Origin of the sequence: Burkholderia sp. Bp9015 (assembly GCF_003853505.1) — a bacterium.
Taxonomy (GTDB): Bacteria; Pseudomonadota; Gammaproteobacteria; order Burkholderiales; family Burkholderiaceae; genus Burkholderia.
Genome location: NZ_QTPZ01000028.1, coordinates 1 through 24,919, shown reverse-complemented (window position 1 = coordinate 24,919; position 24,919 = coordinate 1). Strand labels below are relative to the sequence as shown.

Annotated in this window: 25 protein-coding genes and 3 pseudogenes; 13 read left to right on the top strand and 15 right to left on the bottom strand. The window is 67.6% G+C overall.

Annotated features, from left to right (window positions below; translation table 11 throughout):
• Nucleotides 1–72 precede the first annotated feature (72 nt).
• On the top strand, nucleotides 73–411 hold the full coding sequence (locus DIE12_RS26175) for a P-II family nitrogen regulator (RefSeq protein ID WP_006398637.1): 339 nt from the start codon (nucleotides 73–75) through the stop codon (nucleotides 409–411).
• Nucleotides 412–575: 164 nt separating this feature from the next.
• On the opposite strand, the gene DIE12_RS26170 is transcribed toward DIE12_RS26175, so the two are convergent.
• Both DIE12_RS26170 and DIE12_RS26165 read right to left on the bottom strand, forming a co-directional pair.
• Nucleotides 576–1,655 carry a porin gene (locus DIE12_RS26170; RefSeq protein ID WP_044847749.1) on the bottom strand — a complete coding sequence of 360 codons (1,080 nt, stop codon included), beginning with the start codon at nucleotides 1,653–1,655 and terminating at the stop codon, nucleotides 576–578.
• A gap of 569 nt (nucleotides 1,656–2,224) precedes the next feature.
• The gene (locus tag DIE12_RS26165; protein ID WP_124521573.1) at nucleotides 2,225–3,151 is read right to left on the bottom strand and encodes a LysR family transcriptional regulator; all 927 of its coding nucleotides are present in this window, start codon (nucleotides 3,149–3,151) and stop codon (nucleotides 2,225–2,227) included.
• 143 nt (nucleotides 3,152–3,294) lie between these two features.
• Between DIE12_RS26165 and DIE12_RS26160 the strand changes: the two genes are divergently transcribed.
• Nucleotides 3,295–3,792, top strand: a complete 498-nt coding sequence (locus DIE12_RS26160) for a GNAT family N-acetyltransferase (RefSeq protein ID WP_124488436.1) — start codon at nucleotides 3,295–3,297, stop codon at nucleotides 3,790–3,792.
• A gap of 58 nt (nucleotides 3,793–3,850) precedes the next feature.
• On the opposite strand, the gene DIE12_RS26155 is transcribed toward DIE12_RS26160, so the two are convergent.
• The 4 genes from DIE12_RS26155 to DIE12_RS26140 form a co-directional block, all read right to left on the bottom strand.
• Complete coding sequence (locus tag DIE12_RS26155; protein WP_124521574.1) at nucleotides 3,851–4,630, bottom strand: ABC transporter ATP-binding protein; 780 nt, start codon at nucleotides 4,628–4,630, stop codon at nucleotides 3,851–3,853.
• Nucleotides 4,631–4,648: 18 nt separating this feature from the next.
• Nucleotides 4,649–5,362 carry an ABC transporter permease gene (locus tag DIE12_RS26150; RefSeq protein ID WP_044847742.1) on the bottom strand — a complete coding sequence of 238 codons (714 nt, stop codon included), beginning with the start codon at nucleotides 5,360–5,362 and terminating at the stop codon, nucleotides 4,649–4,651.
• On the bottom strand, nucleotides 5,359–6,048 hold the full coding sequence (locus tag DIE12_RS26145; RefSeq protein ID WP_044847743.1) for an ABC transporter permease: 690 nt from the start codon (nucleotides 6,046–6,048) through the stop codon (nucleotides 5,359–5,361). The genes DIE12_RS26150 and DIE12_RS26145 overlap by 4 nt, the downstream gene beginning before the upstream one ends.
• Nucleotides 6,049–6,276: 228 nt before the next feature.
• Nucleotides 6,277–7,053, bottom strand: coding sequence for an ABC transporter substrate-binding protein (locus tag DIE12_RS26140; RefSeq protein ID WP_044847744.1), 777 nt, complete (start codon nucleotides 7,051–7,053; stop codon nucleotides 6,277–6,279).
• 368 nt (nucleotides 7,054–7,421) lie between these two features.
• On the opposite strand from DIE12_RS26140, the gene DIE12_RS26135 reads away from it, so the two are divergent.
• Nucleotides 7,422–8,120: a pirin family protein gene (locus DIE12_RS26135; RefSeq protein WP_124521612.1), complete on the top strand. Its 699-nt coding sequence runs from the start codon at nucleotides 7,422–7,424 to the stop codon at nucleotides 8,118–8,120.
• A 70-nt stretch (nucleotides 8,121–8,190) separates the two neighbouring features.
• Here DIE12_RS26135 and DIE12_RS26130 read toward each other — a convergent pair whose 3' ends face one another.
• Nucleotides 8,191–8,742 carry a Spy/CpxP family protein refolding chaperone gene (locus DIE12_RS26130; RefSeq protein ID WP_044847746.1) on the bottom strand — a complete coding sequence of 184 codons (552 nt, stop codon included), beginning with the start codon at nucleotides 8,740–8,742 and terminating at the stop codon, nucleotides 8,191–8,193.
• 226 nt (nucleotides 8,743–8,968) lie between these two features.
• Between DIE12_RS26130 and DIE12_RS26125 the strand changes: the two genes are divergently transcribed.
• Together DIE12_RS26125 and DIE12_RS26120 are read left to right on the top strand one after the other, a co-directional pair.
• On the top strand, nucleotides 8,969–9,694 hold the full coding sequence (locus DIE12_RS26125) for a response regulator (RefSeq protein WP_006755678.1): 726 nt from the start codon (nucleotides 8,969–8,971) through the stop codon (nucleotides 9,692–9,694).
• Complete coding sequence (locus tag DIE12_RS26120; protein ID WP_124521576.1) at nucleotides 9,678–10,994, top strand: ATP-binding protein; 1,317 nt, start codon at nucleotides 9,678–9,680, stop codon at nucleotides 10,992–10,994. Before DIE12_RS26125 ends, DIE12_RS26120 begins: the two co-directional genes overlap by 17 nt.
• A 40-nt stretch (nucleotides 10,995–11,034) precedes the next feature.
• Here the strand turns inward: DIE12_RS26120 and DIE12_RS26115 are convergent, their stop codons facing one another.
• Complete coding sequence (locus DIE12_RS26115) at nucleotides 11,035–11,301, bottom strand: hypothetical protein (RefSeq protein WP_027786765.1); 267 nt, start codon at nucleotides 11,299–11,301, stop codon at nucleotides 11,035–11,037.
• A 506-nt stretch (nucleotides 11,302–11,807) separates the two neighbouring features.
• On the opposite strand from DIE12_RS26115, the gene DIE12_RS26110 reads away from it, so the two are divergent.
• A complete protein-coding gene (locus DIE12_RS26110; RefSeq protein WP_124488434.1) occupies nucleotides 11,808–13,565 on the top strand; it encodes an ABC transporter permease subunit in 1,758 nt (585 codons plus the stop codon).
• A gap of 22 nt (nucleotides 13,566–13,587) precedes the next feature.
• Entirely contained in the window at nucleotides 13,588–14,925 is a 1,338-nt protein-coding gene (locus tag DIE12_RS26105) for an AAA-associated domain-containing protein (RefSeq protein ID WP_044846385.1), read from the top strand.
• Between the two features lie 70 nt (nucleotides 14,926–14,995).
• Here the strand turns inward: DIE12_RS26105 and DIE12_RS26100 are convergent, their stop codons facing one another.
• Together DIE12_RS26100 and DIE12_RS26095 are read right to left on the bottom strand one after the other, a co-directional pair.
• A complete protein-coding gene (locus DIE12_RS26100) occupies nucleotides 14,996–15,490 on the bottom strand; it encodes a hypothetical protein (protein ID WP_124521578.1) in 495 nt (164 codons plus the stop codon).
• Entirely contained in the window at nucleotides 15,487–16,038 is a 552-nt protein-coding gene (locus tag DIE12_RS26095) for a hypothetical protein (RefSeq protein ID WP_044846387.1), read from the bottom strand. The genes DIE12_RS26100 and DIE12_RS26095 overlap by 4 nt, the downstream gene beginning before the upstream one ends.
• Nucleotides 16,039–16,325: 287 nt before the next feature.
• Between DIE12_RS26095 and DIE12_RS26090 the strand changes: the two genes are divergently transcribed.
• The 3 genes from DIE12_RS26090 to DIE12_RS26080 all read left to right on the top strand — a co-directional run bounded on the left by DIE12_RS26090 (nucleotide 16,326) and on the right by DIE12_RS26080 (nucleotide 18,669).
• Complete coding sequence (locus DIE12_RS26090) at nucleotides 16,326–16,511, top strand: hypothetical protein (RefSeq protein WP_059527452.1); 186 nt, start codon at nucleotides 16,326–16,328, stop codon at nucleotides 16,509–16,511.
• Between the two features lie 150 nt (nucleotides 16,512–16,661).
• Entirely contained in the window at nucleotides 16,662–18,083 is a 1,422-nt protein-coding gene (gene otsA / locus DIE12_RS26085) for an alpha,alpha-trehalose-phosphate synthase (UDP-forming) (RefSeq protein WP_124521580.1), read from the top strand.
• A 4-nt stretch (nucleotides 18,084–18,087) separates the two neighbouring features.
• Nucleotides 18,088–18,669: an AAA family ATPase gene (locus tag DIE12_RS26080; protein WP_124521613.1), complete on the top strand. Its 582-nt coding sequence runs from the start codon at nucleotides 18,088–18,090 to the stop codon at nucleotides 18,667–18,669.
• A 51-nt stretch (nucleotides 18,670–18,720) separates the two neighbouring features.
• Here DIE12_RS26080 and DIE12_RS26075 read toward each other — a convergent pair whose 3' ends face one another.
• Entirely contained in the window at nucleotides 18,721–20,088 is a 1,368-nt protein-coding gene (locus DIE12_RS26075; RefSeq protein ID WP_124524067.1) for an MFS transporter, read from the bottom strand.
• A 179-nt stretch (nucleotides 20,089–20,267) separates the two neighbouring features.
• Nucleotides 20,268–20,648, bottom strand: a complete 381-nt coding sequence (locus DIE12_RS26070) for a DUF5594 family protein (RefSeq protein ID WP_044846392.1) — start codon at nucleotides 20,646–20,648, stop codon at nucleotides 20,268–20,270.
• Between the two features lie 156 nt (nucleotides 20,649–20,804).
• Between DIE12_RS26070 and DIE12_RS26065 the strand changes: the two are divergent.
• Nucleotides 20,805–21,166 (top strand): annotated as a pseudogene (locus DIE12_RS26065) (hypothetical protein).
• A gap of 184 nt (nucleotides 21,167–21,350) precedes the next feature.
• Here DIE12_RS26065 and DIE12_RS26060 read toward each other — a convergent pair.
• Entirely contained in the window at nucleotides 21,351–21,725 is a 375-nt protein-coding gene (locus tag DIE12_RS26060; RefSeq protein WP_124521581.1) for a hypothetical protein, read from the bottom strand.
• A gap of 143 nt (nucleotides 21,726–21,868) precedes the next feature.
• Between DIE12_RS26060 and eco the strand changes: the two genes are divergently transcribed.
• Entirely contained in the window at nucleotides 21,869–22,369 is a 501-nt protein-coding gene (gene eco / locus DIE12_RS26055) for a serine protease inhibitor ecotin (protein ID WP_044846395.1), read from the top strand.
• A 117-nt stretch (nucleotides 22,370–22,486) separates the two neighbouring features.
• On the opposite strand, the pseudogene DIE12_RS38750 reads toward eco, so the two are convergent.
• Nucleotides 22,487–22,825, bottom strand: a pseudogene (locus tag DIE12_RS38750) (TetR family transcriptional regulator C-terminal domain-containing protein); the annotation flags it as partial.
• A 394-nt stretch (nucleotides 22,826–23,219) separates the two neighbouring features.
• On the opposite strand from DIE12_RS38750, the gene DIE12_RS26045 reads away from it, so the two are divergent.
• Complete coding sequence (locus tag DIE12_RS26045) at nucleotides 23,220–24,338, top strand: right-handed parallel beta-helix repeat-containing protein (protein ID WP_124524065.1); 1,119 nt, start codon at nucleotides 23,220–23,222, stop codon at nucleotides 24,336–24,338.
• A 377-nt stretch (nucleotides 24,339–24,715) separates the two neighbouring features.
• Here the strand turns inward: DIE12_RS26045 and DIE12_RS38410 are convergent.
• A pseudogene (locus tag DIE12_RS38410) lies at nucleotides 24,716–24,919 on the bottom strand (hypothetical protein); the annotation flags it as partial.

Genomic DNA, 24,919 nt, shown 5'->3' with positions numbered 1-24,919 from the left:
TACGGCTTACACTTACGGCTTAAAATCGGGATTGCGATTTTTCATCCAAACGAGCATTAAGGGACAACCATCATGAAACGCATCACCGCCATCATCAAGCCGTTCAAGCTGGACGAAGTCCGCGAAGCGCTCGCCGAAGTGGGCCTCACCGGCCTGACCGTGACGGAAGTGAAGGGCTTCGGCCGCCAGAAGGGGCACACCGAGCTGTATCGCGGCGCCGAATACGTGGTCGACTTCCTGCCGAAGATGAAGATCGAGGTGGTCGTCGCGGAAGCGCAGGTCGACCAGGTGATCGACGCGGTGATCGGCGCGGCGCGCACGGGCAAGATCGGCGACGGCAAGATCTTCGTGTCGGACGTCGAGCGCGTGATCCGCATCCGCACCGGCGAAGAGAACGAAGCGGCGGTCTGAGCGCCGCATCCGGCCCGTTCGGCAGGGCAGATCGGGCCGCGGATCGCACGATCCCGGACCGCCAATAAAAAACGGTGCGGATACCCGGGAGGGTACCGCACCGATACGCGCCTCTCGCAGCAGCGTGGAAAGTGTTGTCGAATCGTTCTCTGGACGGCGCCTGATCAGAACAGGTGCTGGATGCCGGCGTAGACGCCGGTCTGGCTGCCGCCCGGATGCGGGTTGCCCGTCGACACGGCGGTGCCTGCACCGTTCGCGTTCAGGCCGAAGTTGGCCGTCGAGCTGTTGCGCACCGTCGCGACCTGCACGTCGAACAGCGTGCGCTTCGAGATGTTGTACGAACCGCCGACCGTGTAGATGTTCGCGTTGCCGCCGCCGTGGTTGGCGTTCACGTGGTACACGGCCGCGATCAGCGCTGCCGCCGGCGTGGCCTGCCACGTCACGCCGCCCCAGACCTGCTGGGTGCCGGTGATGCCGTTGTTGACGGCCGGGCCGCCGCTGCCGTCAGCATGCGACGACTGGTAAGCCGCCTGCAGCTTGAACTGGCCGAGGAACACGTTCAGGCCCGCGAAGTATTCACGCGAGTAGTTGAACACGTCCGAGAAGCGGCCGTTGCTGTCGCGCGTTTCGTCGTAGATGCCGCGCAACTGGAACAGCGAGTTCGTGTACGTGACCTGTGCGCCGGCTGCACGACCAGGCTGGCCGGCCGTCGTGTTGCCGTTGAAGCTGGTCGAGTTCGAGAACGCGAACTGGCCGTAGAAGTCGAGGCCGTAGAACTGCGGCGACTGGTACGACACGTTGTTGCTGGTCTTGTTCCAGTTGCGGCCGCGCACGAGCGATGCCGACGACCAGCTCGACTGGCCCAGCGGATCGAAGTCCCACACGCCGTTCGCGATCGCGAGTTCGCGACCCAGCAGCAGCGTACCGTAGCGGTCGTTGGAGATGCCGACGGTCGCGAAACGATCCCAGATCGAGCCGCTGAAGCCGCCCGTCATCGTGTTGAACGCGCCTTCGAGGTGGAACAGGACCTTGTTGCCGCCGCCGATGTCCTCGCTGCCCTTCAAGCCCCACAGGCTCGTGCCCCAGTCGCCACTTTCCGCGCGCACTTGGTGGCCGTTCTGCAGGCCGTTCAGGTACTCGAGGCCGGCATCCAGGCGACCATACAGCGTGACGCTGCTCTGCGCGTGCGCCGTAACCACCCCAGCAGCCATCAGCGCGGCCGCGACCAAAGCTTTCTTCATCATCTCCTCCATACCCTGTCAAAAAGTCAACCCAGACTGCACGAGATGCCCGGAGCAGCGAGCGCCGGGCAAAAGCGAAAAGCGGGATAACCAGGGAGACCTCGTGCAGGGCCGGTAAGCGCGGCACGCGGGCAAGCGGACGGAAAACCGTTGAGCGGTCCCGCGCGGCCGGGTCGGCTTGCGGGGTCTCCTTGTTGTGTCGTGAAGCTAAACTACATTTCACGAACTTCGTTTTGCTACTTTGGTTACTAATTTAGCAAAAATACAATTTTGTGGCGATGGAAATCGTTGTTTGACTAACACGTGTCGCCAATTTGCCATGCAACACAGTGCGCAGCGGGTGCCCAAGGGGCCGTCGATTCCCGGAAAACCCTTGTGAGACAAGGGAGACACGGATTCGGCGCCGGTGGGTCAAGGATTGTCACTATTGACGTTGCCGGGGCGCGAGCGTAAGCGCCGGACGCGCGGAATTGGTAAGTATTTCGTAATGAGTTGGCGGTGGTCCGCCGCCGCCCGGGCGCCGGAAACGCTGGTGCGGCGGGCGCCCCGCGCGCCGCACCGGAGCGTCGAACTCAACCGCCCGTCGGCCGGACGTCGAGCAGCTGCGCGCGCAGCCACCGGTGCGCGTCGGTGCGCGCATGCTTCGCGTGCGAGTAGACCTTCACCGTGTAGCGCGGGATCTCGAACGGCGCGGGGAAGATGCGGATCGGCGCCGCGTGGCGCAGCGCCTGCGCGGCACGGTTCGGCACCGTCATCAGCAGTGCCGATTCCGAGATCACGAACGGTGCGGCCAGCACGCTCGGCAACTGCACGGCGACCTGCCGCGTGAGGCCGAGCCGGTCGAGCACGTAGTCGACGACGCCGCGCGACTCGTTCCACGGCGTGACGACGACGTGGCGTGCCGCGAGGTACTGGTCGAGCGTCAGCCGGCGGCGGATGTCCGGATGCGTGGCGCTCGCGATCACCACGTAGTCGTCCGAAAACCAGTCGAAATCCTCGATGCCCGGTGCGTCGGCGGCCGACTCCTCGTGATAGCCGAGCGCGAAGTCGATGCGGCCGGCCGCGAGTTCGTCGATCGAGATCTTCCGGTCGGAGTGGACGACGCGGATCCGCAGCCGCGGCGCGACCTGCTCGATACGCGCGAGCAACGCCGGCAGCACGGCGAACGCCGTGTAGTCGCTCGCGGCGAACACGAACGTGCGGTCGCTTTGCGCGGGATCGAAGCGGCGTGCGCGGGCGAGCCCCTTCGACATCGTGTCGAGCGCATCACCGGCCCAGGTGGCGATGTCGTCGGCGCGCACGGTCGGCTGCATCTCGTTGCCGAGGCGCACGAACAACGCATCGCCGATCGCTTCGCGCAATCGGGCGAGCGCGTGACTGAGCGCGGACGGGCTCATCGCCAGCTCGTGCGCGGCCGCGGCGACCGAGCGGTGGCGGTACAGCGCGTCGAACGCGAGCAGCAGGTTCAGGTCGAGACGGCGCAGCTCTGGATGCATCATGTTCATGTCAGGATGAAGAAACTGCACTTCCTGCAGTTGTTTCGTGAACGTAGCATGTCGATCCGGGCGGCGTCACGCGCGATTGCGCGAGCGAGCGCCGCCGCATCTCGTTTTCAGTCCGGGCCGAAGGAGGGCTCCCCACCGTGCAAATCGACATCCGTTCGGCCACCGTCGCCGACGTGCCGCAGATCCTGCGTTTCATCACCGAGCTCGCCATCTACGAGAAGGCGGAGCATGAAGTGGTCGCGACGCCTGCATCGCTCGAGCGCAGCCTGTTCGGCGAAGGTTCGCCCGCGCGTGCGCTGATCTGCGAGGTCGACGGCGAGCCGGCCGGCTTCGCCGTGTATTTCTTCTCGTATTCGACGTGGCTCGGCCGCCAGGGCCTGTATCTCGAGGATCTGTACGTGTCGCCGCGCTTTCGCGGCGCGGGCGCCGGGCTGCGGCTGCTGAAGGCGCTCGCGCGCGTCGCGGTGGATACCGGCTGCGGGCGTTTCGAATGGAGCGTCCTCGACTGGAACGAGCCGGCGATCCGCTTTTACGAAAGCGTCGGCGCCGCGCCGCAGAGCGAATGGGTGCGCTACCGACTCGCGGGCGACGCGTTGCGTGCATTCGCCGACGGCGCGCCGGTGGACGTCGCGTAAACGCAAGACGGGCGCCGCATGGCGCCCGTTCGTGCAGTGCGACGCGGAGGAGCGCGCGTTACTTGAGGCTGCCCGACAGGAACCCGCGCAGGCGTTCGCTCTTCGGGTTCGCGAACACCTCGGACGGCACGCCTTCTTCCTCGACGCGCCCCTGGTGCAGGAACATCACGTGGTTCGACACGTTGCGCGCGAAGCCCATCTCGTGCGTGACGACGATCATCGTGCGGCCTTCCTCGGCCAGCTTCTGCATCACCTTCAGCACTTCGCCGACCAGTTCCGGGTCGAGCGCCGACGTCGGCTCGTCGAACAGCATCACGTCCGGATGCATCGCCAGCGCCCGCGCGATCGCGACACGTTGCTGCTGGCCGCCCGACAGGTGCGACGGATACTGCTTCTCGACGCGCGGCGCGAGACCGACCTTCTCGAGATACTCGCGCGCGCGGTCTTCAGCTTCCCTCTTCGGGATGCCGAGCACGTTGACGGGCGCTTCCATCACGTTCTCGATCACGTTCATGTGCGACCAGAGATTGAAGTGCTGGAACACCATCGACAGCTTGGTGCGCACGCGCTGCAGCTGCTTCGAATCCGCGGCGCGCAGCGCGCCCGTCTTGTCGAGCGCGGTGCGCACTTCCTCGCCGTCGACGAAGATGCGGCCGGAGTTGGGCTGTTCGAGGAAGTTGATGCAGCGGAGCATCGTGCTCTTGCCGGAACCGGACGAGCCGATCACGCTGATCACGTCGCCCGAGTTCGCCTTCAGCGATACGCCCTTGAGCACCTCGTTGTCGCCGTACCGCTTGTGCAGATCGTCGACGAAAAGCTTCTGAGTCTGGGAATTCATGAATAGTCCTGCGGAAACTTACTTGCCTTGCGGGCGCAGATACGCGAGCCAGCGACGCTCGGCCTGGCGGAACAGCCACACGAGCGCGAACGAGATCACGAGATAGAGCAGGGCGGCGATGCCGAACGCGTGGAACGACATGTAGGTCGCCGAGTTCACGTCGCGCGCGATCTTCAGGATGTCCGGCACGGTCGCGGTGAACGCGACGGTGGTCGCGTGCAGCATCAGGATCACTTCGTTGCTGTAGAGCGGCAGCGCGCGGCGCAGCGCGGACGGCAGGATCACGCGGCGATACATCGTGAAGGTGGACATCCCGTACGCGCGCGCGGCCTCGATCTCGCCGTACGACGTCGCCTTGATCGCGCCCGCGAAGATCTCGGTGGTGTACGCGCAGGTGTTCAGCGTGAACGCGAGCAGCGTGCAGTGCATGCCGTCGCGGAAGAACGCGTCGAGCAGCGGCGTGCCGCGCACGACCTGCAGGCTGTAGAGGCCGGTGTAGCAGAGCAGCAGCTGCACGTAGAGCGGCGTGCCGCGGAACACGTACGTATAGAGCCACACGGCGCTCGACAGCCACTTCCTCTTCGACACGCGGGCCACCGCGAGCGGCACCGACAGGCAGAAGCCGAGGCCGATCGACACGACCAGCAGCCACAGCGTGATCGCGACGCCGGTGATCCGGAAGCCGTCGGTGTAGAGGTAGTTGCGCCAGTATTCTTGGATGAGTTCGATCATAGGTCAGCCTTGCGGACACCGGTCGAGTAGCGCTTTTCGAGCCACATCAGCACGAAGTTCGAGATCGTCGTGATGGCGAGGTAGACCGCACCGGCGATCAGCGTGAAGAAGAAGAACCGCAGCGTGCCCTTGCCGGCGTCCTGCGACGCCTTCACGACGTCCGCGAGGCCGATGATCGACACCAGCGCGGTCGACTTCACGAGCACCTGCCAGTTGTTGCCGATGCCGGGCAGCGCGAAGCGCATCATCTGCGGGAACATGATCCGCGTGAACACCTGCCAGTTGGTCATCCCGTACGCGCTGCCGGCCTCGAGCTGGCCGCGCGGCACCGACAGGAACGCGCCGCGGAACGTCTCGGTGAAGTACGCGCCGTAGATGAAGCCGAGCACGAGCACGCCGGCGAGGAACGGGTCGATGTCGATCTGGTCCCAGCCGAGCGCGTCGGTCGCCATGTTCAGCCAGATCTGCAGGCTGTAGAACAGCAGCAGCATCAGCACGAGGTCGGGCACGCCGCGGATCAGCGTCGTGTAGACGGTGCCGGCGCCGTTCGTGAAGCGGTTGCGCGACAGCTTCGCGCCCGCGCCGAGCAGGCCCAGCAGGAACGACAGCGCGAGCGAAAGCACCGCCAGCTTGACGGTTTGCCAGGTGCCGGCGAGGATCAGCGGGCCGTAGCCTTGTAGAAACATATGTGGTCCCTGGTGTGGTCCCGGACGGCGCACGCGGTGCGCCGCGAAAGACGCGCCCGCCAAGCTGCGCGGAACGCCCCGTACGTATCATGACCGTCCGCCCCGGCAACGGTGCCGGACCAGCCCGTCGCGCGAGCGGCGGGCGAGGGGGCGGGCGGCGCGTGGTTGACTGCCTGTCGTGCCGGACGCGGGGCCGCCCCCGCATCCGCTTCCCGGTATTGTCGGCGCTCAGCGCGCCGAGTAGACGCTGAACGAGAAATACTTGTGCGACAGCCGGTCGTACGTGCCGTCCTTGTGCATGTCGGCCAGCGCCTTGTTGATCTTGAGCTTCAGGTCCGTGTCGTCCTTGCGCAGGCCGATCGCGGTGCCGTCGCCGATCGTCTTCGGATCCTTCACCTCCGGGCCGGCGAACGCGAAGCCCTTGCCGCGCGGCGTGCGCAGGAAGCCGTAGTCGGCCTGCAGTTCATCCTGCAGCGTCGCGTCGAGGCGGCCCGAGCCGAGATCGGCATAGACCTGGTCCTGGTTCTGGTAAGGAACGATCGTCACGCCCTGCGGTTCCCAGTACGCCTTCGCGTAGGATTCCTGCGTCGAGCCCTGCTCGACGCCGACGTGCTTGCCCTTGAGCGATGCGACCGTCGGCAGCAGCGGCGAGCCGGCCTTCGCGATCATCCGCGCGGGCGCGTCGTACACCTTGTCGGAGAAGTCGATCTGCTCGCGACGCTTGTCCGTGACGGTCAGCGACGACACGATGACGTCGTACTTCTTCGCCTTCAGTGCGGGAATGATTCCGTCGAGATCCTGCGCGACCCACACGCATTTCACGTTGATCCGCTTGCAGATTTCCTTGGTGAGATCGACGTCGAAACCGACGATCTCGCCGCTCGGCGCGGTCGACTCGAACGGCGGGTAGCTGGCATCGACACCGATCCGCACGGTCTTCCACTCTTTCGCGAAGGCGCTGCCCGCCACGAGGGCGAGGGCGGCGCACAGGGCGGCCTTCTTCATTTCCATCCTTTTGTCGCTCACTTCCGGGGAGGCGCTCGCGGCCGGTCGGGCCGGGCGCCGCGGCGTATTCTAGACGGCCAAAATTCGTGTTTCGGCGCGCAGGCAACGGCGCTCGCCGGACGGGCGAACGCCAAAAGGGCGGTATTTTACCCGAACGCGATACCCGGAAAACGGCAATCCGGCGCGACCGATCGATTCTTCGATTCGGGCGTTGCGGCAATCGCGGTATTCGCAACGAGCATTACACCGATTGGGTTCGTGGGTGCAACGATGCGGTGCGCGGGCGGCGGATTGTGGCGCGCCCGGCACGCCCCTACAGTGCAGGTAAACCCGAAGAAAGAATATCTGCCTGCCGGAGTGCCCGCCCCATGTTCCAGATCCGCCGCGCCGCCGACCGCTGCCACACGCGCCAAGGCTGGCTCGAATCGAGCCACAGCTTTGCGCTTGCCGGCGCCGCCGGGGCCGCGCATCCGCCGTTCGGCGCGCTGCGCGCGCTGAGCGAGGACCGGATTGCGCCGACGCGCGGCTTCGGGATGCAGCCGCGCCGCGACCTCGAAATCGTCACCTGCGTGCTCGACGGCGCGCTCGCGCATCGCGACAGCCTCGGCAACGGCGCCATCGTGCGGGCCGGCGGCGTCCAGCGGATGAGCGCCGGCACGGGGCTGATGCACAGCGAAACCAATGCGTCGCGCGACCGGGTGCTGCATCTGCTGCAGATCTGGCTGCAGCCGGCGGAGCGGGGCGGACGGCCCGGCTACGCGGAGCGGCATTTCGCCGACGACGAGAAGCGCGGCCGCCTGCGGCTCGTCGCGTCGCCGGACGGCGACGACGGTGCGCTGTCGATCCGTGCGGATGCGCGGATCTTCGCGGGGCTGATCGATGGCGACGAGGCGGCGGCATTGGCCGTGCCGGCCGGGCGCAGCACCTATGTGCACGTGGTGCGCGGCGACGTGGAGGTCAACGGCCACGCGCTGGCCGCGGGCGACGGCGCGCGGATCGCCGGGGTAGAAGCGGTCGCGTTCGCACGCGGCCGGGCGGCCGAGGTGCTGCTGTTCGACGTCGCCTGAAATGAAACGGGGGACGCGGGCCGGGTGCCCGCGTCCCCCGCGATGCCGCCCGGGGAGGCGGCCCGCCGGCTTACTGCGCCGGTGCCGACGCGCCCTTGGCCGCGCGGTGCTGCTCCCAGCGTTCCTTCATCTTCTCGTGACGCTGCTCCATCCGCGCGAACTGCTGCTTCAGCGCGGTGCTGACCGTCGTCTTCTGCTGGTCGTTCAGCCCGTTGTAGAACGCGAGCCACGCGGCCGAGCTCTGCTCGCGCAGCTGCGCGTTCTGCTGCTCGGCCTGCTGACGGGCGGCGTGCATCGCGTTCAGGTCGAGGATCGGCTGGTTCTGCTGCGCCTTGAACTGCTCGCGCATCTGCTCGTGGCTCTTGCGCATCGCTTCATGGTTCTGCTTCATCGTGTTGACGGCCGTCTGCCACTGCTGTTCCTGCGACGCGTTGAGCTTGAGCTGGTCGTGCAGCTTCATGATCACGCCGAACGGGCCGCCGTCATGGCCGCCGTGCATCTGGTGCATGCCGGGGCCGCCCGGCGGCGGCATGTCGTTGGGCTGCGCGGCATGCGCGGTGCCGAATGCGAGAGCGAGCACGGTGGCGGCCGCAATGGCCACGCGGGAAGTGTTCTTATACATTTCAGAAACTCCTTGTATCCAAAGGGTCCGGCGATGCGGCGCGCGGAGTGACCCGGGTGCCGCATCCGGTAAGACGCAGGTTAGCGGCGCGTGCTCGGGCCGGTGTTACGCGGGATGGCTGCCGGGTTACGGCGCATTACAGTTCCCTTGCGTCGTAACCCGCAGTAACCCTTTCGCCCCTTTGTTTCGTTCTTCGACTCCGCGCTCGCGCGCTAAACTTCGAGCCATGACTACCCAGATCCTCATCGTCGACGACGACCAAGAACTCCGAGACCTGCTGCGCGACTATCTCGTGCGCCAGGGGATGGAAGTGTCCGTGCTGCACGACGCGGCGACGCTCGAGAAGCGCCTCGAGCGCGAGCGGCCCGACCTGATCGTGCTGGACCTGATGATGCCGGGCGTGGACGGCCTGACCGCGCTGCGCCAGCTGCGCGCGGCCGGCGACGACATCCCCGTGATCATGCTGACCGCGCGCGCGGACGACGTCGATCGCATCGTCGGGCTCGAGCTCGGCGCGGACGACTACCTCGGCAAGCCGTTCAACCCGCGCGAGCTGCTCGCGCGCGTGCAGGCCGTGCTGCGCCGCCGCCGCGCGACGCCGTCGGCGGCGGCGCCGGAGCAGCGCGAGCCGTTCGCGTTCGGCCGTTTCGTGCTCGACTTCCAGGCGCGCACGCTGTCGGTCGACGGCAAGCCGGCGACGCTGTCGAGCAGCGAATTCGCGCTGCTGAAGATCTTCGTGAATCACGCGCTGCGCACACTCACGCGCGAACGGCTGCTCGAGCTGCTGCACGGGCCCGAGTACGACGGCACCGACCGCGGCATCGACGTCCAGGTATGGCGCCTGCGCCGCATCCTGGAAACGGATCCGTCGACGCCGCGCTTCATCCAGACGGTCCGCGGGCGCGGCTACGTGTTCGTGCCCGACGGCGAGGCCCATGCGCAAGCCCATTGATTCGCTGTTCGGGCGGCTGGCGCTGCTGGTCGTCGGCGTGTTGCTCCTGTCGCACTTCGCGTGGTTCTTCGCGATGCGCCTCGAGCGCAACCAGATGCAGACGCGTTATGCCGTCGAGGAGGCCGCGTTCCTCGTCGACGCCGTGCGCCAGCACGTCGAGCGCACGCCCGACCAGCCGCTGCCGTCGCGGGTGCGGCTGGTGTCGCCGGACAGTCCCGATGTGCCGAAAGACGCCGATTCGAACCTGGCGGCGCCGCTCAAGCGTTTCCGCGACGACGTGAGCGAGCGGATGCCGCCCGGCACGCTGGTCGAGATCGGCGCGCCGGGCCATCCGCCGGTGCTGTGGGTCAAGGAGCCGAGCGACCGCAACTGGATCGTGGTGCCGGTGCAGCCGCTGCGCCCGCCGCGCTCGCTCGACCGGATGCTGCTGTGGCTCGGCACGATTTTCTCGGCCGGCGTGATCGCCGCGCTGTTCGCGGCCTGGCAGCTGCAGCAGCCGCTGCGCTCGCTGGCGCGCGCGGTCGCGCGCTTCGGCCGCGGCCAGCCGGTGCCGCCGTTGCGCGAGCGCGGCCCGCGCGAGCTGCGCCAGCTCACGCACGGCTTCAACCAGATGGTGGAACAGGTGTCGCAGGCCGAGAGCGACCGCGCGGTGATGCTGGCCGGCGTCGCGCACGACCTGCGCACGCCGCTCGCCAGGATGCGCCTGCGCGCGGAAATGATGGACGACGCGCGGCTGCGCGACGGCGTGGTGCGCGATGTCGACTCGATGTCGCACATCGTCGACCAGTTCCTCGTGTTCGCGCACGGCGGGGCGGACCGCAGCGAGCCCGTGCCGGTCGACCAGGCCTGCGAGCGGATCGCCCGCAGCTATCGCGCGGTCGCACCGAACGCACCGGCTGTCCAGACGCATCTGGCCGCCGACGAAGGCTTCCGCCTGCCGACCGCGACGCTCGACCGGATCCTGTCGAACCTGCTGGACAATGCGCATGCGTACGGCGCGCCGCCCGTGCTCATCGAGACGGCGCGTACGCCGGCGGGTTACGTGCTGTCGGTCAGCGACAGCGGCGGCGGGATTGCGCCGCGCGATCTGGCGGCCGCGACACGGCCGTTCGTGCGGCTCGACCCCGCGCGCGGCGGGAACGGCCACAGCGGGCTCGGGCTGGCGATCGTCGAGCGGCTGGTGCTGCGGCTGGGCGGGGCGTGCGAGATCGGCAATCGTCCCGAGGGCGGCCTGCGCGTGGCGATGACGTTCCCGTTCGACGTGGTGCCGAAGGACGAACTTCACGCCCAGGCCGCGTAAGCGGCGCATGCGGCGCCTGCCGGGCAGGCGCCGCGCGGCATCATTCGCCGAACAGCGTGCCGAGCGTCTCGGCGGCGTTGCTGTCGATGGTGTTGTAGGTCACGCTCGTGGCCTCGAAGATATAGACGGTCGTATAGCGGCCGAGGCGCTCCAGGATCTCCTCCTGCAGCGATTCCGGCACGACGTTCATGTTCAGGTACCACGCCGTCGACGACAGCCGGGTCTGGAACGACCCGTACTCCTGCATCAGCTCGTAGAACGCATCGGCGTCCTGATCGCGGCAGACGATCACCAAGTTTCCTGCCATTCGCTTCCTCCCGCTGGTCGGTCGATCCCTGGCGGCTATGGGGCTAGCGACGCCAGGGGCTAGCCCCGATCATACCTGCTTCGCCGCAATCGTCCGCTGACGTCCTGCATGGTTTGTGTCCGTGTGCGGCGGGCGGGTTCCCGGCCGGCCCGGATCACGGCATAATTCGGGGCCTGCATGCCGGCCGCACGACCGCGGCCGGGCTGCTCCGCACCGCACGCCTGCCGTTCGCCCGCGTGCCGGGCACGATCCGTGCGCCGCCCGCGCGCCGCGCCGAGCCGAGCCGGCCCCGGACGGTTGAACCTGAAATACAGGTTGGTGTAGTGTCGTGCCGTCGCGGCCCGACTCGCCGCGCCCGGAGGGCGCAGCTTGCACGCACGGCGCCTCGCGCCGGCGTGAAATCGTGAATCAATCGAATTACCGCGTCGAATTACCGCGCCCGTGCGCTTTGCCATGAATCAACATCGTCTGCCGGCTTCGTTCGGCCTTACCGGGGAGGGCGCCTGATGGACGTCGGATTCTTCAATCCGAACCGGACTGCCAACGCGTCCGCGTGGCGCGTCCTGCCGAACCGGTGGGACTTCATCGCGTTTCCGCTGATCATCTGCCTGATCGCGATGGCGGTCGTCGGCTTTCATGAAACGATGGCGCCGATCGGGACCCTTCAGACCCAGAAGATCTCGCTCGACCCGTCGAACCTGCCCGAATACGCGTTGCGCACCACGCTGCGGATGCTCGCCGCGATGGTCGCGTCGCTCGCGTTCACGCTGGTGTACGGCACGCTCGCCGCGAAAAGCCGCCGCGCCGGCATGGTGCTGATCCCGATCCTCGACATCCTGCAGTCGGTGCCGGTGCTCGGCTTCATCTCGTTTACGGTCACGTTCTTCCTCGCGCTGTTCCCGAGCCGCGTGCTCGGCGCCGAGCTCGCGGCGATCTTCGCGATCTTCACGAGCCAGGCGTGGAACATGACGTTCAGCTTCTACCAGTCGCTGCGCACGGTGCCGCGCGACCTGGACGAAGTGTCGCGCGGCTTCCACCTGACGTCGTGGCAGCGCTTCTGGAAGCTCGAGGTGCCGTTCTCGATGCCGGGGCTGATCTGGAACATGATGATGTCGATGTCGGGCGGCTGGTTCTTCGTCGTCGCGTCGGAGGCGATCACCGTCGGCAACCAGACGATCACGCTGCCGGGCATCGGCGCGTATCTTGCGCAGGCGATCTCGGACAAGAACCTCGGTGCGATCGGCTGGGTGATCCTGACGATGACGGTCGTGATCCTGGCCTACGACCAATTCCTGTTCCGCCCGCTGATCGCATGGGCCGACAAGTTCCGGATGGAGAACACCGCATCGGGCGATGCGCCGCAATCCTGGCTGCTCGACCTCGTGCGTCGCACGCGCCTGATTCACCAGCTGCTCGTGCCGGCCGGCTGGTTCTTCGCGAAGGCGGCGCGGATTCCGCTGCGCCTGCCGCTGTCGGGCGCGATGCGCTTCTCGCTGCCGAAGGTCGAGAAGAAGGCATCGCGCACGGTCGACATCGCATGGGCGGCGCTCTTGCTGCTCGGCACGGCCTATATCGTGTGGCGCGTCGTCAGCTTCGTGTCGACCGGCGTGACGATGGGCGAAGTCGGGCACGTCGTCGCGCTCGGGCTCATCACGCTGCTGCGCGTGGTCGTGCTGATCTCGATCGCGTCGGTGATCTGGGTGCCGATCGGCGTGTGGGTCGGGCTGCGCCCGAAGCTGGCCGAGAAGCTGCAGCCGCTCGCGCAGTTCCTTGCCGCGTTCCCGGCGAACCTGCTGTTCCCGGTGTTCGTGATCGTGATCGCGCGCTTCCACCTGAACCCCGACATCTGGCTGTCGCCGCTGATCGTGCTCGGCACGCAGTGGTATATCCTGTTCAACGTGATCGCCGGCGCCACGTCCTATCCGAACGACTATCGCGAAGCCGCGACGAACTTCCGGATCCGCGGCTGGCAGTGGTGGCGCCAGGCGATCCTGCCCGGCATCTTCCCGTACTACGTGACCGGCGCGATCACCGCCTCGGGCGGAGCATGGAACGCGAGCATCGTGTCGGAAGCGGTGCAGTGGGGCTCGACCAAGATCGAGGCGCACGGCCTTGGCGCGTATATCGCGCAGACCACCGCCGCCGGCGACTTTCCGAAGATCATCCTGGGCATCGCCGTGATGTCCCTGTTCGTCACCCTGTTCAACCGCCTGCTGTGGCGCCCGCTGTATGCCTTCGCCGAAGCGAAGCTGCGGCTCGACTGAGACCGATTGAGAGCGAAACGCGATGCACAATCCGAATGCTGTAAACGCCCCCGTCCAGACGTCCCAGCCGCCGCGCCTCGGTGAGGAAATCCTGCGCGTCGATCACGTCTGCCGCGGCTTCAACAAGACGCAGGGCGAGTTGCTCGTGCTCGACGACGCGAACCTGTCGCTGCGCGAGGGCGAGATCGTCGGGCTGCTCGGCCGTTCGGGCTCGGGCAAGTCGACGCTGCTGCGGATCATCGCCGGGCTGATCGAGCCGACCGGCGGTGACGTGACCTATCTCGGAAAGCCGCTGCGCGGCCCGGCCGAAGGCGTCGCGATGGTGTTCCAGACCTTCGCGCTGTTTCCGTGGCTGACCGTGCTGCAGAACGTGGAGGCCGGGCTTGAGGCGCTCGGCGTCGGCGCACGCGAGCGGCGCGAACGCGCGCTCGCCGCGATCGACCTGATCGGTCTCGACGGCTTCGAGAACGCGTACCCGCGCGAGCTGTCGGGCGGCATGCGCCAGCGCGTGGGCTTCGCGCGCGCGCTCGTGGTCGACCCGACGATCCTGCTGATGGACGAGCCGTTCTCGGCACTCGACGTGCTGACCGCCGAGACGCTGCGTACCGACCTGCTCGACCTGTGGACGCAAGGCCGCATGCCGATCAAGTCGGTGCTGATCGTCACGCACAACATCGAGGAAGCGGTGTTCATGTGCGACCGGATTCTCGTGCTGTCGTCGAACCCGGGCCGCGTGATCGCCGAGATCAAGGTGCCGTTCAAGCATCCGCGCAACCGGCTCGACCCGGCCTTCCGCAAGCTGGTCGACGACATCTACGCGAAGATGACGGCCCGCCAGACCGGCGAGGCGACGAAGAAGGGGCTCGAGCTCGGCAGCTGGCTGCCGCAGGTGTCGACCAACCTGATGGCCGGCCTGATCGAGACGCTCGCGATGGCGCCGTACCACGGCCGTGCCGACATGCCGGAAATCGCGCGCACGCTGCATCTGGAGGTCGACGACCTGTTCCCGATCGCCGAAGTGCTGCAGTACCTCGGCTTCGCCGACGTGCGCGAAGGGGACGTGTTCCTGACGCCGCCGGGGCGTGTGTTCGCGGAATTCGGCACGCAGGAGCGCAAGCTGATGTTCGCGGATCACCTGCTGAAGCACGTGCCGCTCGCCGCGCGGATCAAGAAGGTGCTGAACGAGCGCCCGGGCCATCGTGCGCCGCGTGTGCGTTTCGAGCAGGAGCTGGAGGATTTCCTGTCGGACGGCGCGGCGGAGGAAACGCTCGACGCGGTGATCGACTGGGGTCGTTACGGCGAGATCTTCTCGTACAACGACCAGACCGAAATCTTCAGTCTCGAGGACGTCGAGTCCTGAGCCGTCGAGCCGGGCCGTCTGGCCCGGCATCCGCACGCACGGCGCCTGCCAGGCGTCGCGCATCGCATCGTTACTGCAGGTTACCCCACCGGTCGACCGCCGGTTCGGCCGACGCCCACTTCCAGTGCGTGCCTTGCTGGCACGCATTCGCGAAATACCAGTCGGCCTTGTCGCCGTCCTTCACTGAGAACGCGAATTCCTTGCACAGCGCAAGCGCCGTCGAGTACGCGCGCGTGACGCGCACCTCGCCCTCGCCGTTTTCGAGCGGCAGCGTGTTCTTCACGTTCCACGGCTTCACTTCGCCGACGGCCAGGCTGCCGGCCGCCTTCGCGATCGCGTCCTGCTGGTTCTGATGGAGCTGTTTCATCGTGCGGTTGACGGCCTCGTCGGTCGCCGCCTGCACGGCGATCCCGACACCGACGCCGACGGCCGGGTTCGCCGTGACGAGGCCCGTCGCCGCGCCGGCGAGCGCGCCGCTCGCCGCGCCGACCGAGCCGCAGCCCGACAGCGCGGCGCTGGCCGCGCACAGCGCGCCGATCGCGGCGATTCGGATCGCGACGGTCATTGCAGCGCGCCCCAGCGTTCGGTCGCCGGTTCCGCCGACGCCCATTTCCACACGGGACCGTCGCGGCAGATCGTGGCGACGTAGAACGCCGATTGCGCGGCCTTGTCGGCCTTCGCGGGCGTGTCGACCGCGAACACGATTTCCTTGCAGTCGAGCGGGCCGATGCTGATCATCCGGCTGACCGTCACGCGGCCCTGTTCGTCATCCTCGATCGGAAACGAATGGTGCGTCGTCCACGGCGCGACGCCGCCGACGTCGAGCGGGCCGGCCGCCTTCGCGATCTGTTCCTGCGTGTAGCGGTGCGCGACGCGCTGCGTGTACTGGACGCCCGCACGCGCACCGGCGACGGCGCCGAGGCCGATGCCTGTCGCGACGGCGGCATTGTTGGTGACCTTGGAGGCGATCGCGGCGCCCGCGATACCGGCGCCGGCGGTCGCGCCTTCGCTGTACAGCGAGTTGCAGCCGGACAGCAGTGCGGCGGTGGCGAGCGCGGCCAGCACGATGCGCGCCGGCGTGGCCCGGCGCGGCGGTTCGAAACCCATGTTCATCCCTGAGTGCAAGTCCTGTCTGGGTGAGCGGCGACGCATGCGCGCCCCCTTGCCGCGTCATTGTTTCGCAATGGTCATAGGAAAACTGCAAAGCTTTGACAAATGGCCGGCGGCGGGTCGCGCGCGTACGCGCGGCGCTATTGTCGGACAGATGGCGGAGCCGGGGTCAAAACGTTACAAATTGAAGGTAATTGTTACCGCGGCGTGCGAGGAAGCGACCTAGACTGTTTTGTTATGGAATGTTTCTACGACGGCTCCGAGCCGCGCGCCATATGAGACACCCAGCCATGCGCCGTTCGAAACGGTTTTCTCCCCGGCCGCCCGATGCAGGTGCCGAGCGCCCGCGTCCGCAGACCGACGCGCCGGCCGGTGCGCCCGACGAGACGCCGTCCGACGGCGATCACAACCAGGGCGGCGCACGCCCGGAAGGGCTCGACTATCAACGCGACCTCGGCCAGGAGCAGGACGCTTGAGGCTGTCGCCGCTGTATTCCGCTGCCGCATTTCATTGCGCGCCTTGTTGCATCGCTCACATCTGAATCGCCGCGCGACTGCCTTCGGGCCGTCGCGTCCGCCTTGGCGCGCGCTGCGCGTCATTCAATCGAATCGAGGAGGGGAAGCCGCATGAGCAGATTGATCGTGGTATCGAACCGTGTCGCCGCCGGCGAGGACACGCGCCCGAGCGCAGGCGGTCTCGCGGTCGGCGTGATGGATGCGCTGAAGGAAACCGGCGGCGTCTGGTTCGGCTGGAACGGCGAGATCGTCGGTACGCCCGACACGCAACCGGCGATCCAGCGGGACGGCAACGTCACCTATGCGACGGTGGGGCTGACCCGGCGCGACTACGATCAGTACTACCGCGGTTTCTCGAACGCGACACTCTGGCCGGTGTTTCACTACCGCAGTGATCTCGCGCGCTTCGACCGGCAGGAGTACGCCGGCTATCTGCGCGTGAACGCGATGCTCGCGAAGCAGCTCGCCGCGCTGCTGCGGCCCGACGACCTGATCTGGGTGCACGACTATCACCTGCTGCCGTTCGCGCATTGCCTGCGCGAGCTCGGCGTGAAGAATCCGATCGGCTTCTTCCTGCACATTCCGTTTCCGTCGCCCGACATGCTGCGCGTCGTGCCGCCGCACGACGAGCTCGTGAAGTTCATGTGCGCGTACGACATCGCGGGTTTCCAGACCGACGCCGACAAGCAGGCGTTCACCGACTACATCGAGCGGCGCGGCATCGGCGCGGCGAGCGACGACGGGATGCTGCATGCGCACGGCCGCGTCGTGAAGGTCGCCGCCTATCCGATCGGCGTGCATCCGGATGCGATCGCCGAGGCGGCCGTCCAGTATGGCTCGCGCAAGCCGGTGAAGATGCTGCGCGACGCGCTCGGGGGCCGCAAGCTCGTGATGAGCGTCGACCGGCTCGACTATTCGAAGGGGCTCGTCGAGCGCTTCCAGTCGTTCGAGCGGATGCTCGCCAACCAGCCGGGCTGGCAGGGGCGCGTGTCGCTCGTGCAGATCGCGCCGCCGACGCGCTCCGACGTGCAGACCTACCAGCGCATTCGCGAGACGCTCGAAGGCGAGGCCGGCCGTATCAACGGCCGCTTCTCGCAGCTCGACTGGACGCCGATCCAGTACCTGAACCGCAAGTACGAGCGCAATCTGCTGATGGCGTTCTTCCGGATGTCGCAGGTCGGCTACGTGACGCCGTTGCGCGACGGGATGAATCTCGTCGCGAAGGAATACGTCGCGTCGCAGGACCCGGCCGATCCGGGCGTGCTCGTGCTGTCGGAGTTCGCGGGCGCGGCGGCCGAGCTGAGCGGCGCGCTGCTCGTCAATCCGTACGACCTGTCGCAGATGGCCGATGCGCTCGAGCGCGCGCTGTCGATGCCGCTCGCCGAGCGGCGGGCGCGGCACGAGGCGAACCTCGCGCGGCTGCGCGAGAACAACCTTTCGGTCTGGCGCGACACGTTCGTCGCCGACCTGCGCAGCGTCGCGGCGGCCGCGTCGGTCACGCGGCGCGCGGGCCGGCGGGCCGCGCATGTCTGAGCGGATGTCCGAGCGCGTGGAGGAGGGTGGCGCGGCGGACGATGCGGCCGCCCGCTTCTTCATCGTCACGGGCGGCCCCGGCTCCGGCAAGAGCACGTTGCTCGATGCGCTCGAGCGTACCGGTTTCGCGCGCTCGCACGAGGCCGGGCGCGGCGTGATCCGCGACCAGATGGCGATCGACGGCCCGGCGCTGCCGTGGCGCGACCGGGCCGCATTCGCCGAGCAGATGCTGAACTGGGAGATGCGTTCGCACCATCTCGCGCGAGGCGCGCGCGGGCCCGTGTTCTTCGATCGCGGCGTGCCGGACGTGATCGGTTACCTGCGCCTGACGGGCCTTGCGGTGCCCGCACACGCGGAGGCCGCGGCGCGGCGCTTCCGCTATCACCGGCGTGTGTTCATCGCGCCGCCGTGGCCCGAGATCTACACGCACGACACCGAGCGCCGGCAGGATTTCGCGGAGGCCGTGCGCACCTACGACGCGATGGTCGACTGCTATACGGCGTATGGTTATCGGCTGATCGAGCTGCCGCGCGTGAGCGTGAAGGCGCGCGTGCGCTTCGTGATGGACGCGCTCGACGCTGCCTGAGTTGCGGGCGCGGCGCGCTGCGGCGTCAGGTCGCAGCGTGAAGTCGCCGCATCAGGCCGCAGCGTCGGGGCGCGGCGACGCGATGCGCAGCATGCTGACCACCGCGGCGACCGCCGCGAACACCGTGGCGACATAGAGCGCGATCGTCGGACCGCGGTCGGGCGCCAGCCCGAAAATCAGCGCGACGAGCGCGGCACCGAGCGTCTGGCCCGTCAGGCGCGCCGTGCTCAGCATCCCGCCGGCGCCGCCGCTGCGCTCGCGCGGCGCCGACGACAGCATCGCGCGATTGTTCGGCGACTGGAACAGCCCGAAGCCCGCGCCGCACAGCGCCATCCGCCACACGATGTCGACGGTACCCGGGTGCGCGCCGATCGTCGCGAGCGACAGCAGCCCGGCCGCGAACAGCGCGAGCCCGATGCCGCCGAGGATGCCGGCCGAATAGCGGTCCGACAGCACGCCCGCGAGCGGCGCGGCGAATACGATCACGAGCGGCCACGGCGTCATGTAGAGGCCGGTTTCGACCTGGGAGAAGCCGAGCGAATGCTGCAGCCAGAACGGCAGCGCGACGAACGCGAGCATCTGCGACGTGAACGACGCGACCGACGTGCAGATCGACAGCGCGAACATCGGGATGCGCATCAGGTCGACCGGCAGCAGCGGCGCCGGCTGCGACAGCTGGCGCTTCACGAAGAAGTAGCCGACGCCGAACGCGACGGCCAGCTCGGCCGCGACGTACGCGTGGCTTTCGCCGTGACCGAGCCCGTCGACGGCCATGATCAGCAGGCCGAACACGCAGGCGTTCATCAGCGCGCTCGGGAAATCGTACGGCGCGTCGTGCAGCGGGTTGGCCGGCAGCGCACGCAGGCCGCCGAACACCGCGGCGATGCCGATCGGCACATTGACCGCGAACAGCCAGGGCCACGACGCGAACGACAGGATCGCCGATGCGACCGTCGGGCCGATCGCCGACGACAGCGCGACCACCATCGCGTTGATCGACAGCCCGCGCCCGAGCATCGACGACGGGTAGATCATGCGCACCAGCGCCGCGTTGACGCTCATGATGCCGGCCGCACCGAACCCCTGGATCACGCGCATCACCGCGAGCGTCGGCAGCGAGCCGGCGAGCGCGCAGCCGAGCGACGCCGCGGTGAAGAGCGCAAGACCCGCGATGTAGATGCGGCGATAGCCGACGCGTTCGCCGAGCGACGCGAGCGGCAGCAGCGTGATCGTGACCGCGAGCTGGTACGCGTTGACGATCCAGATCGATGCGGCATCGGACGCGTGCAGGTCGCGCGCGATCGTCGGCAGCGCGACGTTCGCGATGGCGCCGTCGAGCACGGCGAGCGTGATGCCCAGTGCGACGCAGACGATCGCCCAGTAGCGTTGCGGAAGCGGCAGGCCGGTATCGGCGTTCATGGCGGGAGCGAAAGCGTGGTTGTCCGCGTGCCCGGGTGCCGGTTGCGTGCGCAACCATGCTTGCGGGTGGAGGCGGCGGTGGACGGTCCGGCCAGCCTGGCGGCGCCGGCGCGGGGCCGGTCGAGTGTATCACCGGGCCGAATCGCGCGACGCCGACACCGCCGCCGGCCGGCGCGCGTTCAGCCTTCGAAATCGAGGCCGCCGAGCCGCACGAGCGGGTCGGCCTGCGTGCGCGACGCGAGGTCGATGTCGCGCGCGCCCTCCCATGCGCTCAGCTTCCTCGGCAGCGCGCTCAGATAGTGCTCGAACCGCATGGGCCCGTCGGGCTCCATCAACCGTTCGATCTCGTCGGTGTCCCAGGTCAGTTCGAGGTTCAGCGGATGCACGAAGCCGCTCACGTGCTCGTGCGGCGCGCTGCGGATCTGCACGCGCGTCGGTTGCCCGTGGCCGCCGTACGGGACGACGTCGGTCAGTACGTGATCGGCGAAGAAGGCGGCGATCGCCTGCGCGATGCGCGGCGCGAATTCGGTATCGAAACGGCGGGCGGTTTCGGGCTGCATGAAGGCGTCTCCAGTGTGCCGAAAATCGTAGCACGGCCGTGCCGCGTTTCGGCGTGCGTGATACCCGTAATGGCGCGTTACCACTTGCTGCATCTATTACGGCCGGGCGCGGCCACAATGCATCGCATCCAGTACCACTTCGCGTGGGAGTCCATCATGAAAAAGATTGCCGCTGTATGTGTCCTCGCCGGTTCGCTCGCCGTGGCGGCCCGGCGTCCGCGCATGGCCGCGACGGGGGCGCCGTCATCGGCGCGCTGATCGGCGGCGCGGTGCTCGGGGCGATCGTGACGTCGGCGATGAATCCGCCCGTCGCGTATCAGGCGCCCGTGTATCAGGCACCGGCCTATCAGCCGCCGACGTACTACCAGGCACCGGCCTACCAGCAGCCGGCTTATCCGACCTACCAGCAGGCGCAATACCAGGACGACGGCCCGAGCTATTGCTACGACCGTTATCAGCGCGCGTACGTGTGCGGCGCGCCCGTGTCGGGCGGCTATGCGCAGCCGGCGGGGTGGTAAGAAGCGGGCACGCGCATGAGGCGCGGGCAGGTTCGGCGTTGCGTAGCCGGCCGCCCCGGTTTCCGGTGGAGCGGACGACAAAAGGCCCTCGCGGTGATGCGAGGGCCTTGCTTTTTGACGGTCGTCTATCGGCTCGTATCGGCCTCGCGCGGGCCGTGCGTGGATACAAACGGTTGCAATTGCGTCAGTGGCGATGGCCGCCGCCGTTGCCTTGGCCGCGCCCGCCGCCGTCGTCATTCCAGTCGGCGCGGCGTCCGTCGCCGCGGCCCCAGCCGCCGTGACGGGCGCGTTCGCTGCGGTCGCGATCCCAGCCGCCGCGGTCACGATTCCAGCCCTCGCGTCCGCGATCCCAGTCGCGGCGTCCGCGGTCCCAGTCGCGCCCGCCGCCACCGCCCCAGATGTTGACCGTCCCGTACACGGGCGACGCCCCGTAGGCCGGCCCGTACGCGTAGCCGGGATCGGAATAGTAGGGCTGTCCGTAGCCGTATCCGGCGTCCGGACCGACGACGCACCCGGCCAGCAGCGTGGCGACGCCGGCGGCAGCAATGAGCTTCAGCATGATGATCTCCGTTGGTTTCCGTATAAGTACCGCGCGCGGGGATCGCCGGCTGTATGCAATTGTGTCGTGAAATTACAGCGCCGTAAGGTCTTGGAGCGAAAGTGTTAGCATCCAGGGCCTATTTGTTTTTCAGGAGCACATCGATGAAATTCGCGATCCGGGCCGTCCTGGCCGCCCTTTGCGTGACGACCGCCGCCGCCTGCGCGGCCGGGCCCGCATCGGCGCCTGCCGTGCCGGCCGAGTCGATCAAGATGTTCCCGCAGCCGACGGCCGGCCAGCAGCGCGCGGTGATCGCGCTGCCCGCGCTCGAGAACGAAGGCGACGCGCGCGTCGAGCTGATGATCGGCAAGACGCTGCAGACCGACTGCAACCAGCAATGGTTCGGCGGGGAACTGACCGCCGAGGACGTGAAGGGCTGGGGCTATACGTACTATCGCCTGACCGACGTGAAGGGGCCGGCGTCGACGCTGATGGCCTGCCCGGGCCAGGCGCCGCAGCAGCGCTTCGTGCAGGTGCGCGGCGACGGCCAGCTGCTGCGCTACAACAGCCGCCTGCCGCTCGTCGTGTACGTGCCGGACGGTTTCGACGTGCGCTACCGCGTGTGGCATGCGTCGAAGGACGTGCAGCACGCCGTGACGCAGTAATGCATCGGCGCGGTCGTGCAGGGGCGCTTGCCGCTGCACGGTCGCGTGTGGTTTCGCTTGCGGGCTTCTTTCCGAGGTCCGCCGTTTTATCCGCCGCTCGCGTGTGCGAGCACAGCATGCGGCCAGCGCGGCTTGCGCGACCGCCTCCAGATCGCGACGGCTCGCACCGTCGCGCGCCCGAATCGACATCCCCTGTTGCACCGTCACGTAGTAGCGCGCGATCGCGTCGAGGTTCGCATGTGCCGAGAGCTCTCCGGTCGCAACGCTTTCGCCCAGCCGCGCGTCTAACGCGGTGACGGTCTGCTCGCGCATCGCGATCAGCATTTGCCGGACCGTGTCCGAGCGCTCGGCCGGATGCAGTGCCGATAGCACGATCAGGCAGCCGGCGGGTCTCGAGCGGCGCGTGAAGACGCGCGCCGTCTGCATCAGGTAGTCCTTGATGGCGTCGTGTGCCGCATGTCACCGTGATGGCGCGATGATGAATGGAAGAGGATAACGAACGGTTTTGCAGGCGCACGGCGGAATTCATTTACAAAGTAATCAAGCGTACTTACGATGACGCCAATCTGGGCTAGCGGAACTTCGTATGCGTACGGTCGATCAGGCGATGCTTGCCGCGCTGTGCCTTTGGCTTGCTGCATGCGGCGGCGGTGACGGCAGCGCGGCTCCGGCATCGCAAACCGTTGCGGGCACATCGACATCGTCCGTCGCACCTGCCGGCGCTGCATCCGGCGCATCGGCTGCATCGACGAATTCCGGCAGCCCGGCACCGACCGCTGCGCCGGCCGGTTCCGCGTCCGGCACGACGCTTCTGCCGTCCAGTGGCGCCAAACCGATTCTGGTCGCCGATGTGACGGTCTCCCCGGCTGCCGACGGCAGCGACCAGGCCGACGCGTTGCAGAAGGCATTCGACAGCCTGCGTGCCGGCCAGCGCCTGGTCATCGCGCCGGGCCGCTACGTCGTCGGGCATTCGCTTGCCGTGACGGTGCCGCAGGCGGTGATCTCGGGATACGGCGCGACGCTGGCCGCGACGAATCCCGCCGACCAGACGATCGTGATGAGCGGCGCCGGCTCGACGCTCGTCGGCGTGACGCTGGCCAGCACCGGCACCGCGCGGCTCACGACGCCCGAGTCGACCAAGGTCGAGGTCACGGGCTCGGACGTTCAGGTGCTCGGGGTGACGATCCAGGGCGGCGCGAGCGCCGGGATCTTCGTGTTCGGCGGCAACCGTATCGCGATCGTGGGCAATACCGTGCGGGCGACGCTGGCCGACGGCATTCATACGACCTACGGATCGACCAACGTGCTGGTGCAGAACAATACGGTGACCGGCACCGGCGACGATCTGATCGCCGTGGTCAGCTATCTCGGCGACGGCCGCCTGAGCAGCAACGTGCTGATCGACCATAACGCGGTATCGGGCAATTCTTGGGGGCGCGGCATCACCGTTGTCGGCGGGCAGGCGGTGACGATCTCGAACAATACGGTCGACGGCGTCGAGAAGGCGGCGGGGATTCTGGCCGCGCAGGAGGACAGCTGGAAAACCTACGGGGCTTCGAACGTCGTCATCACGGGCAATACCGTGACCAACATCCAGAACGCGAACGTGAACAACGGATTGCAGCCGACGCAGCAGGGCGCGATCGAGCTGGATACCTGGTCGGGAGCGGTGTCGGACGTCACGGTGGCGAACAACCGCGTGTCGGGTTCCGGATATGCGGGGTTCCGGGCGTACGGAAACGTGTGTTCTTTCAGCGTGACGGGCAACACGTTCTCGTCGATCGCCGGGTTGCCGGTCTCGTTGCTGACGAACGGTTGCGCGTCGAGCCAGATCGTCGTCGATGCGAACCGGCTCGCGGACGGCAGTGTGCTGGCGCTGCCGGCGGGGGCGTCGTCGACGGGGACGTTTGCCGTGACGGGCGCGAATGCGAGTCTGATGCCGCAGGTCAGGACGGGGTTGATGCGGTGACGGGGCGGTCAGGGCTCAGGCCTGGCGGCCATTGGCTGGCACAGCACGGCATACGCGGCTTCGGCGGAACACGCGGCCAAGCGTGAGCGTGGGCACCCGACGTTCGGACGCTGTGCGTGCCGACGGTGCGATTTTCAGGCTGGGGCGGAATTTCGGGAAATTGCTGGTCCCCGACAGAATTCATGCTGGTCCGCCGGTTATGGGAATAGCCGACAACCTTTGAAGAAATACCCCCAAAAATACCCCCAGGGGTGATCTGTAGAGGGGTTCGGGCAGGACGATGCTTGGCACATTCTGACGTTGGCCCAAATCCGCCTCGTCGCGACGCAAGATGCCGCGGGCATATTGCGGACCAAATCTGCTCATCTGTCGACATGCTATTCATTGCTGGTCCCGACCGAGACGCACAGGAGCGGGCTGCCGTGGGCGGGAGCGTCGGGCGGTTCAAGTCGCAGCAGAAAGTCGAAGTACCGTCCGGTGAGCTTCCCGAGTTGTTCCTGTACAGCGCCGAGCCGGATCAGGCATTGGGCGTCCCAGTTCATGCCCACGACGAGCTCGCTCGTTTCGCAGTTCCACTCGCT

Coding starts and splice junctions, on each gene's coding strand:
- DIE12_RS26175 (WP_006398637.1), top strand. CDS start 73: ATGAAACGCATCACCGCCATCATCAAGCCGTTCAAGCTGGACGAAGTC.
- DIE12_RS26170 (WP_044847749.1), bottom strand. CDS start 1,655: ATGATGAAGAAAGCTTTGGTCGCGGCCGCGCTGATGGCTGCTGGGGTG.
- DIE12_RS26165 (WP_124521573.1), bottom strand. CDS start 3,151: ATGATGCATCCAGAGCTGCGCCGTCTCGACCTGAACCTGCTGCTCGCG.
- DIE12_RS26155 (WP_124521574.1), bottom strand. CDS start 4,630: ATGAATTCCCAGACTCAGAAGCTTTTCGTCGACGATCTGCACAAGCGG.
- DIE12_RS26150 (WP_044847742.1), bottom strand. CDS start 5,362: ATGATCGAACTCATCCAAGAATACTGGCGCAACTACCTCTACACCGAC.
- DIE12_RS26145 (WP_044847743.1), bottom strand. CDS start 6,048: ATGTTTCTACAAGGCTACGGCCCGCTGATCCTCGCCGGCACCTGGCAA.
- DIE12_RS26140 (WP_044847744.1), bottom strand. CDS start 7,053: ATGAAGAAGGCCGCCCTGTGCGCCGCCCTCGCCCTCGTGGCGGGCAGC.
- DIE12_RS26135 (WP_124521612.1), top strand. CDS start 7,422: ATGTTCCAGATCCGCCGCGCCGCCGACCGCTGCCACACGCGCCAAGGC.
- DIE12_RS26130 (WP_044847746.1), bottom strand. CDS start 8,742: ATGTATAAGAACACTTCCCGCGTGGCCATTGCGGCCGCCACCGTGCTC.
- DIE12_RS26125 (WP_006755678.1), top strand. CDS start 8,969: ATGACTACCCAGATCCTCATCGTCGACGACGACCAAGAACTCCGAGAC.
- DIE12_RS26120 (WP_124521576.1), top strand. CDS start 9,678: ATGCGCAAGCCCATTGATTCGCTGTTCGGGCGGCTGGCGCTGCTGGTC.
- DIE12_RS26115 (WP_027786765.1), bottom strand. CDS start 11,301: ATGGCAGGAAACTTGGTGATCGTCTGCCGCGATCAGGACGCCGATGCG.
- DIE12_RS26110 (WP_124488434.1), top strand. CDS start 11,808: ATGGACGTCGGATTCTTCAATCCGAACCGGACTGCCAACGCGTCCGCG.
- DIE12_RS26105 (WP_044846385.1), top strand. CDS start 13,588: ATGCACAATCCGAATGCTGTAAACGCCCCCGTCCAGACGTCCCAGCCG.
- DIE12_RS26100 (WP_124521578.1), bottom strand. CDS start 15,490: ATGACCGTCGCGATCCGAATCGCCGCGATCGGCGCGCTGTGCGCGGCC.
- DIE12_RS26095 (WP_044846387.1), bottom strand. CDS start 16,038: ATGAACATGGGTTTCGAACCGCCGCGCCGGGCCACGCCGGCGCGCATC.
- DIE12_RS26090 (WP_059527452.1), top strand. CDS start 16,326: ATGCGCCGTTCGAAACGGTTTTCTCCCCGGCCGCCCGATGCAGGTGCC.
- otsA (WP_124521580.1), top strand. CDS start 16,662: ATGAGCAGATTGATCGTGGTATCGAACCGTGTCGCCGCCGGCGAGGAC.
- DIE12_RS26080 (WP_124521613.1), top strand. CDS start 18,088: ATGTCCGAGCGCGTGGAGGAGGGTGGCGCGGCGGACGATGCGGCCGCC.
- DIE12_RS26075 (WP_124524067.1), bottom strand. CDS start 20,088: ATGAACGCCGATACCGGCCTGCCGCTTCCGCAACGCTACTGGGCGATC.
- DIE12_RS26070 (WP_044846392.1), bottom strand. CDS start 20,648: ATGCAGCCCGAAACCGCCCGCCGTTTCGATACCGAATTCGCGCCGCGC.
- DIE12_RS26060 (WP_124521581.1), bottom strand. CDS start 21,725: ATGCTGAAGCTCATTGCTGCCGCCGGCGTCGCCACGCTGCTGGCCGGG.
- eco (WP_044846395.1), top strand. CDS start 21,869: ATGAAATTCGCGATCCGGGCCGTCCTGGCCGCCCTTTGCGTGACGACC.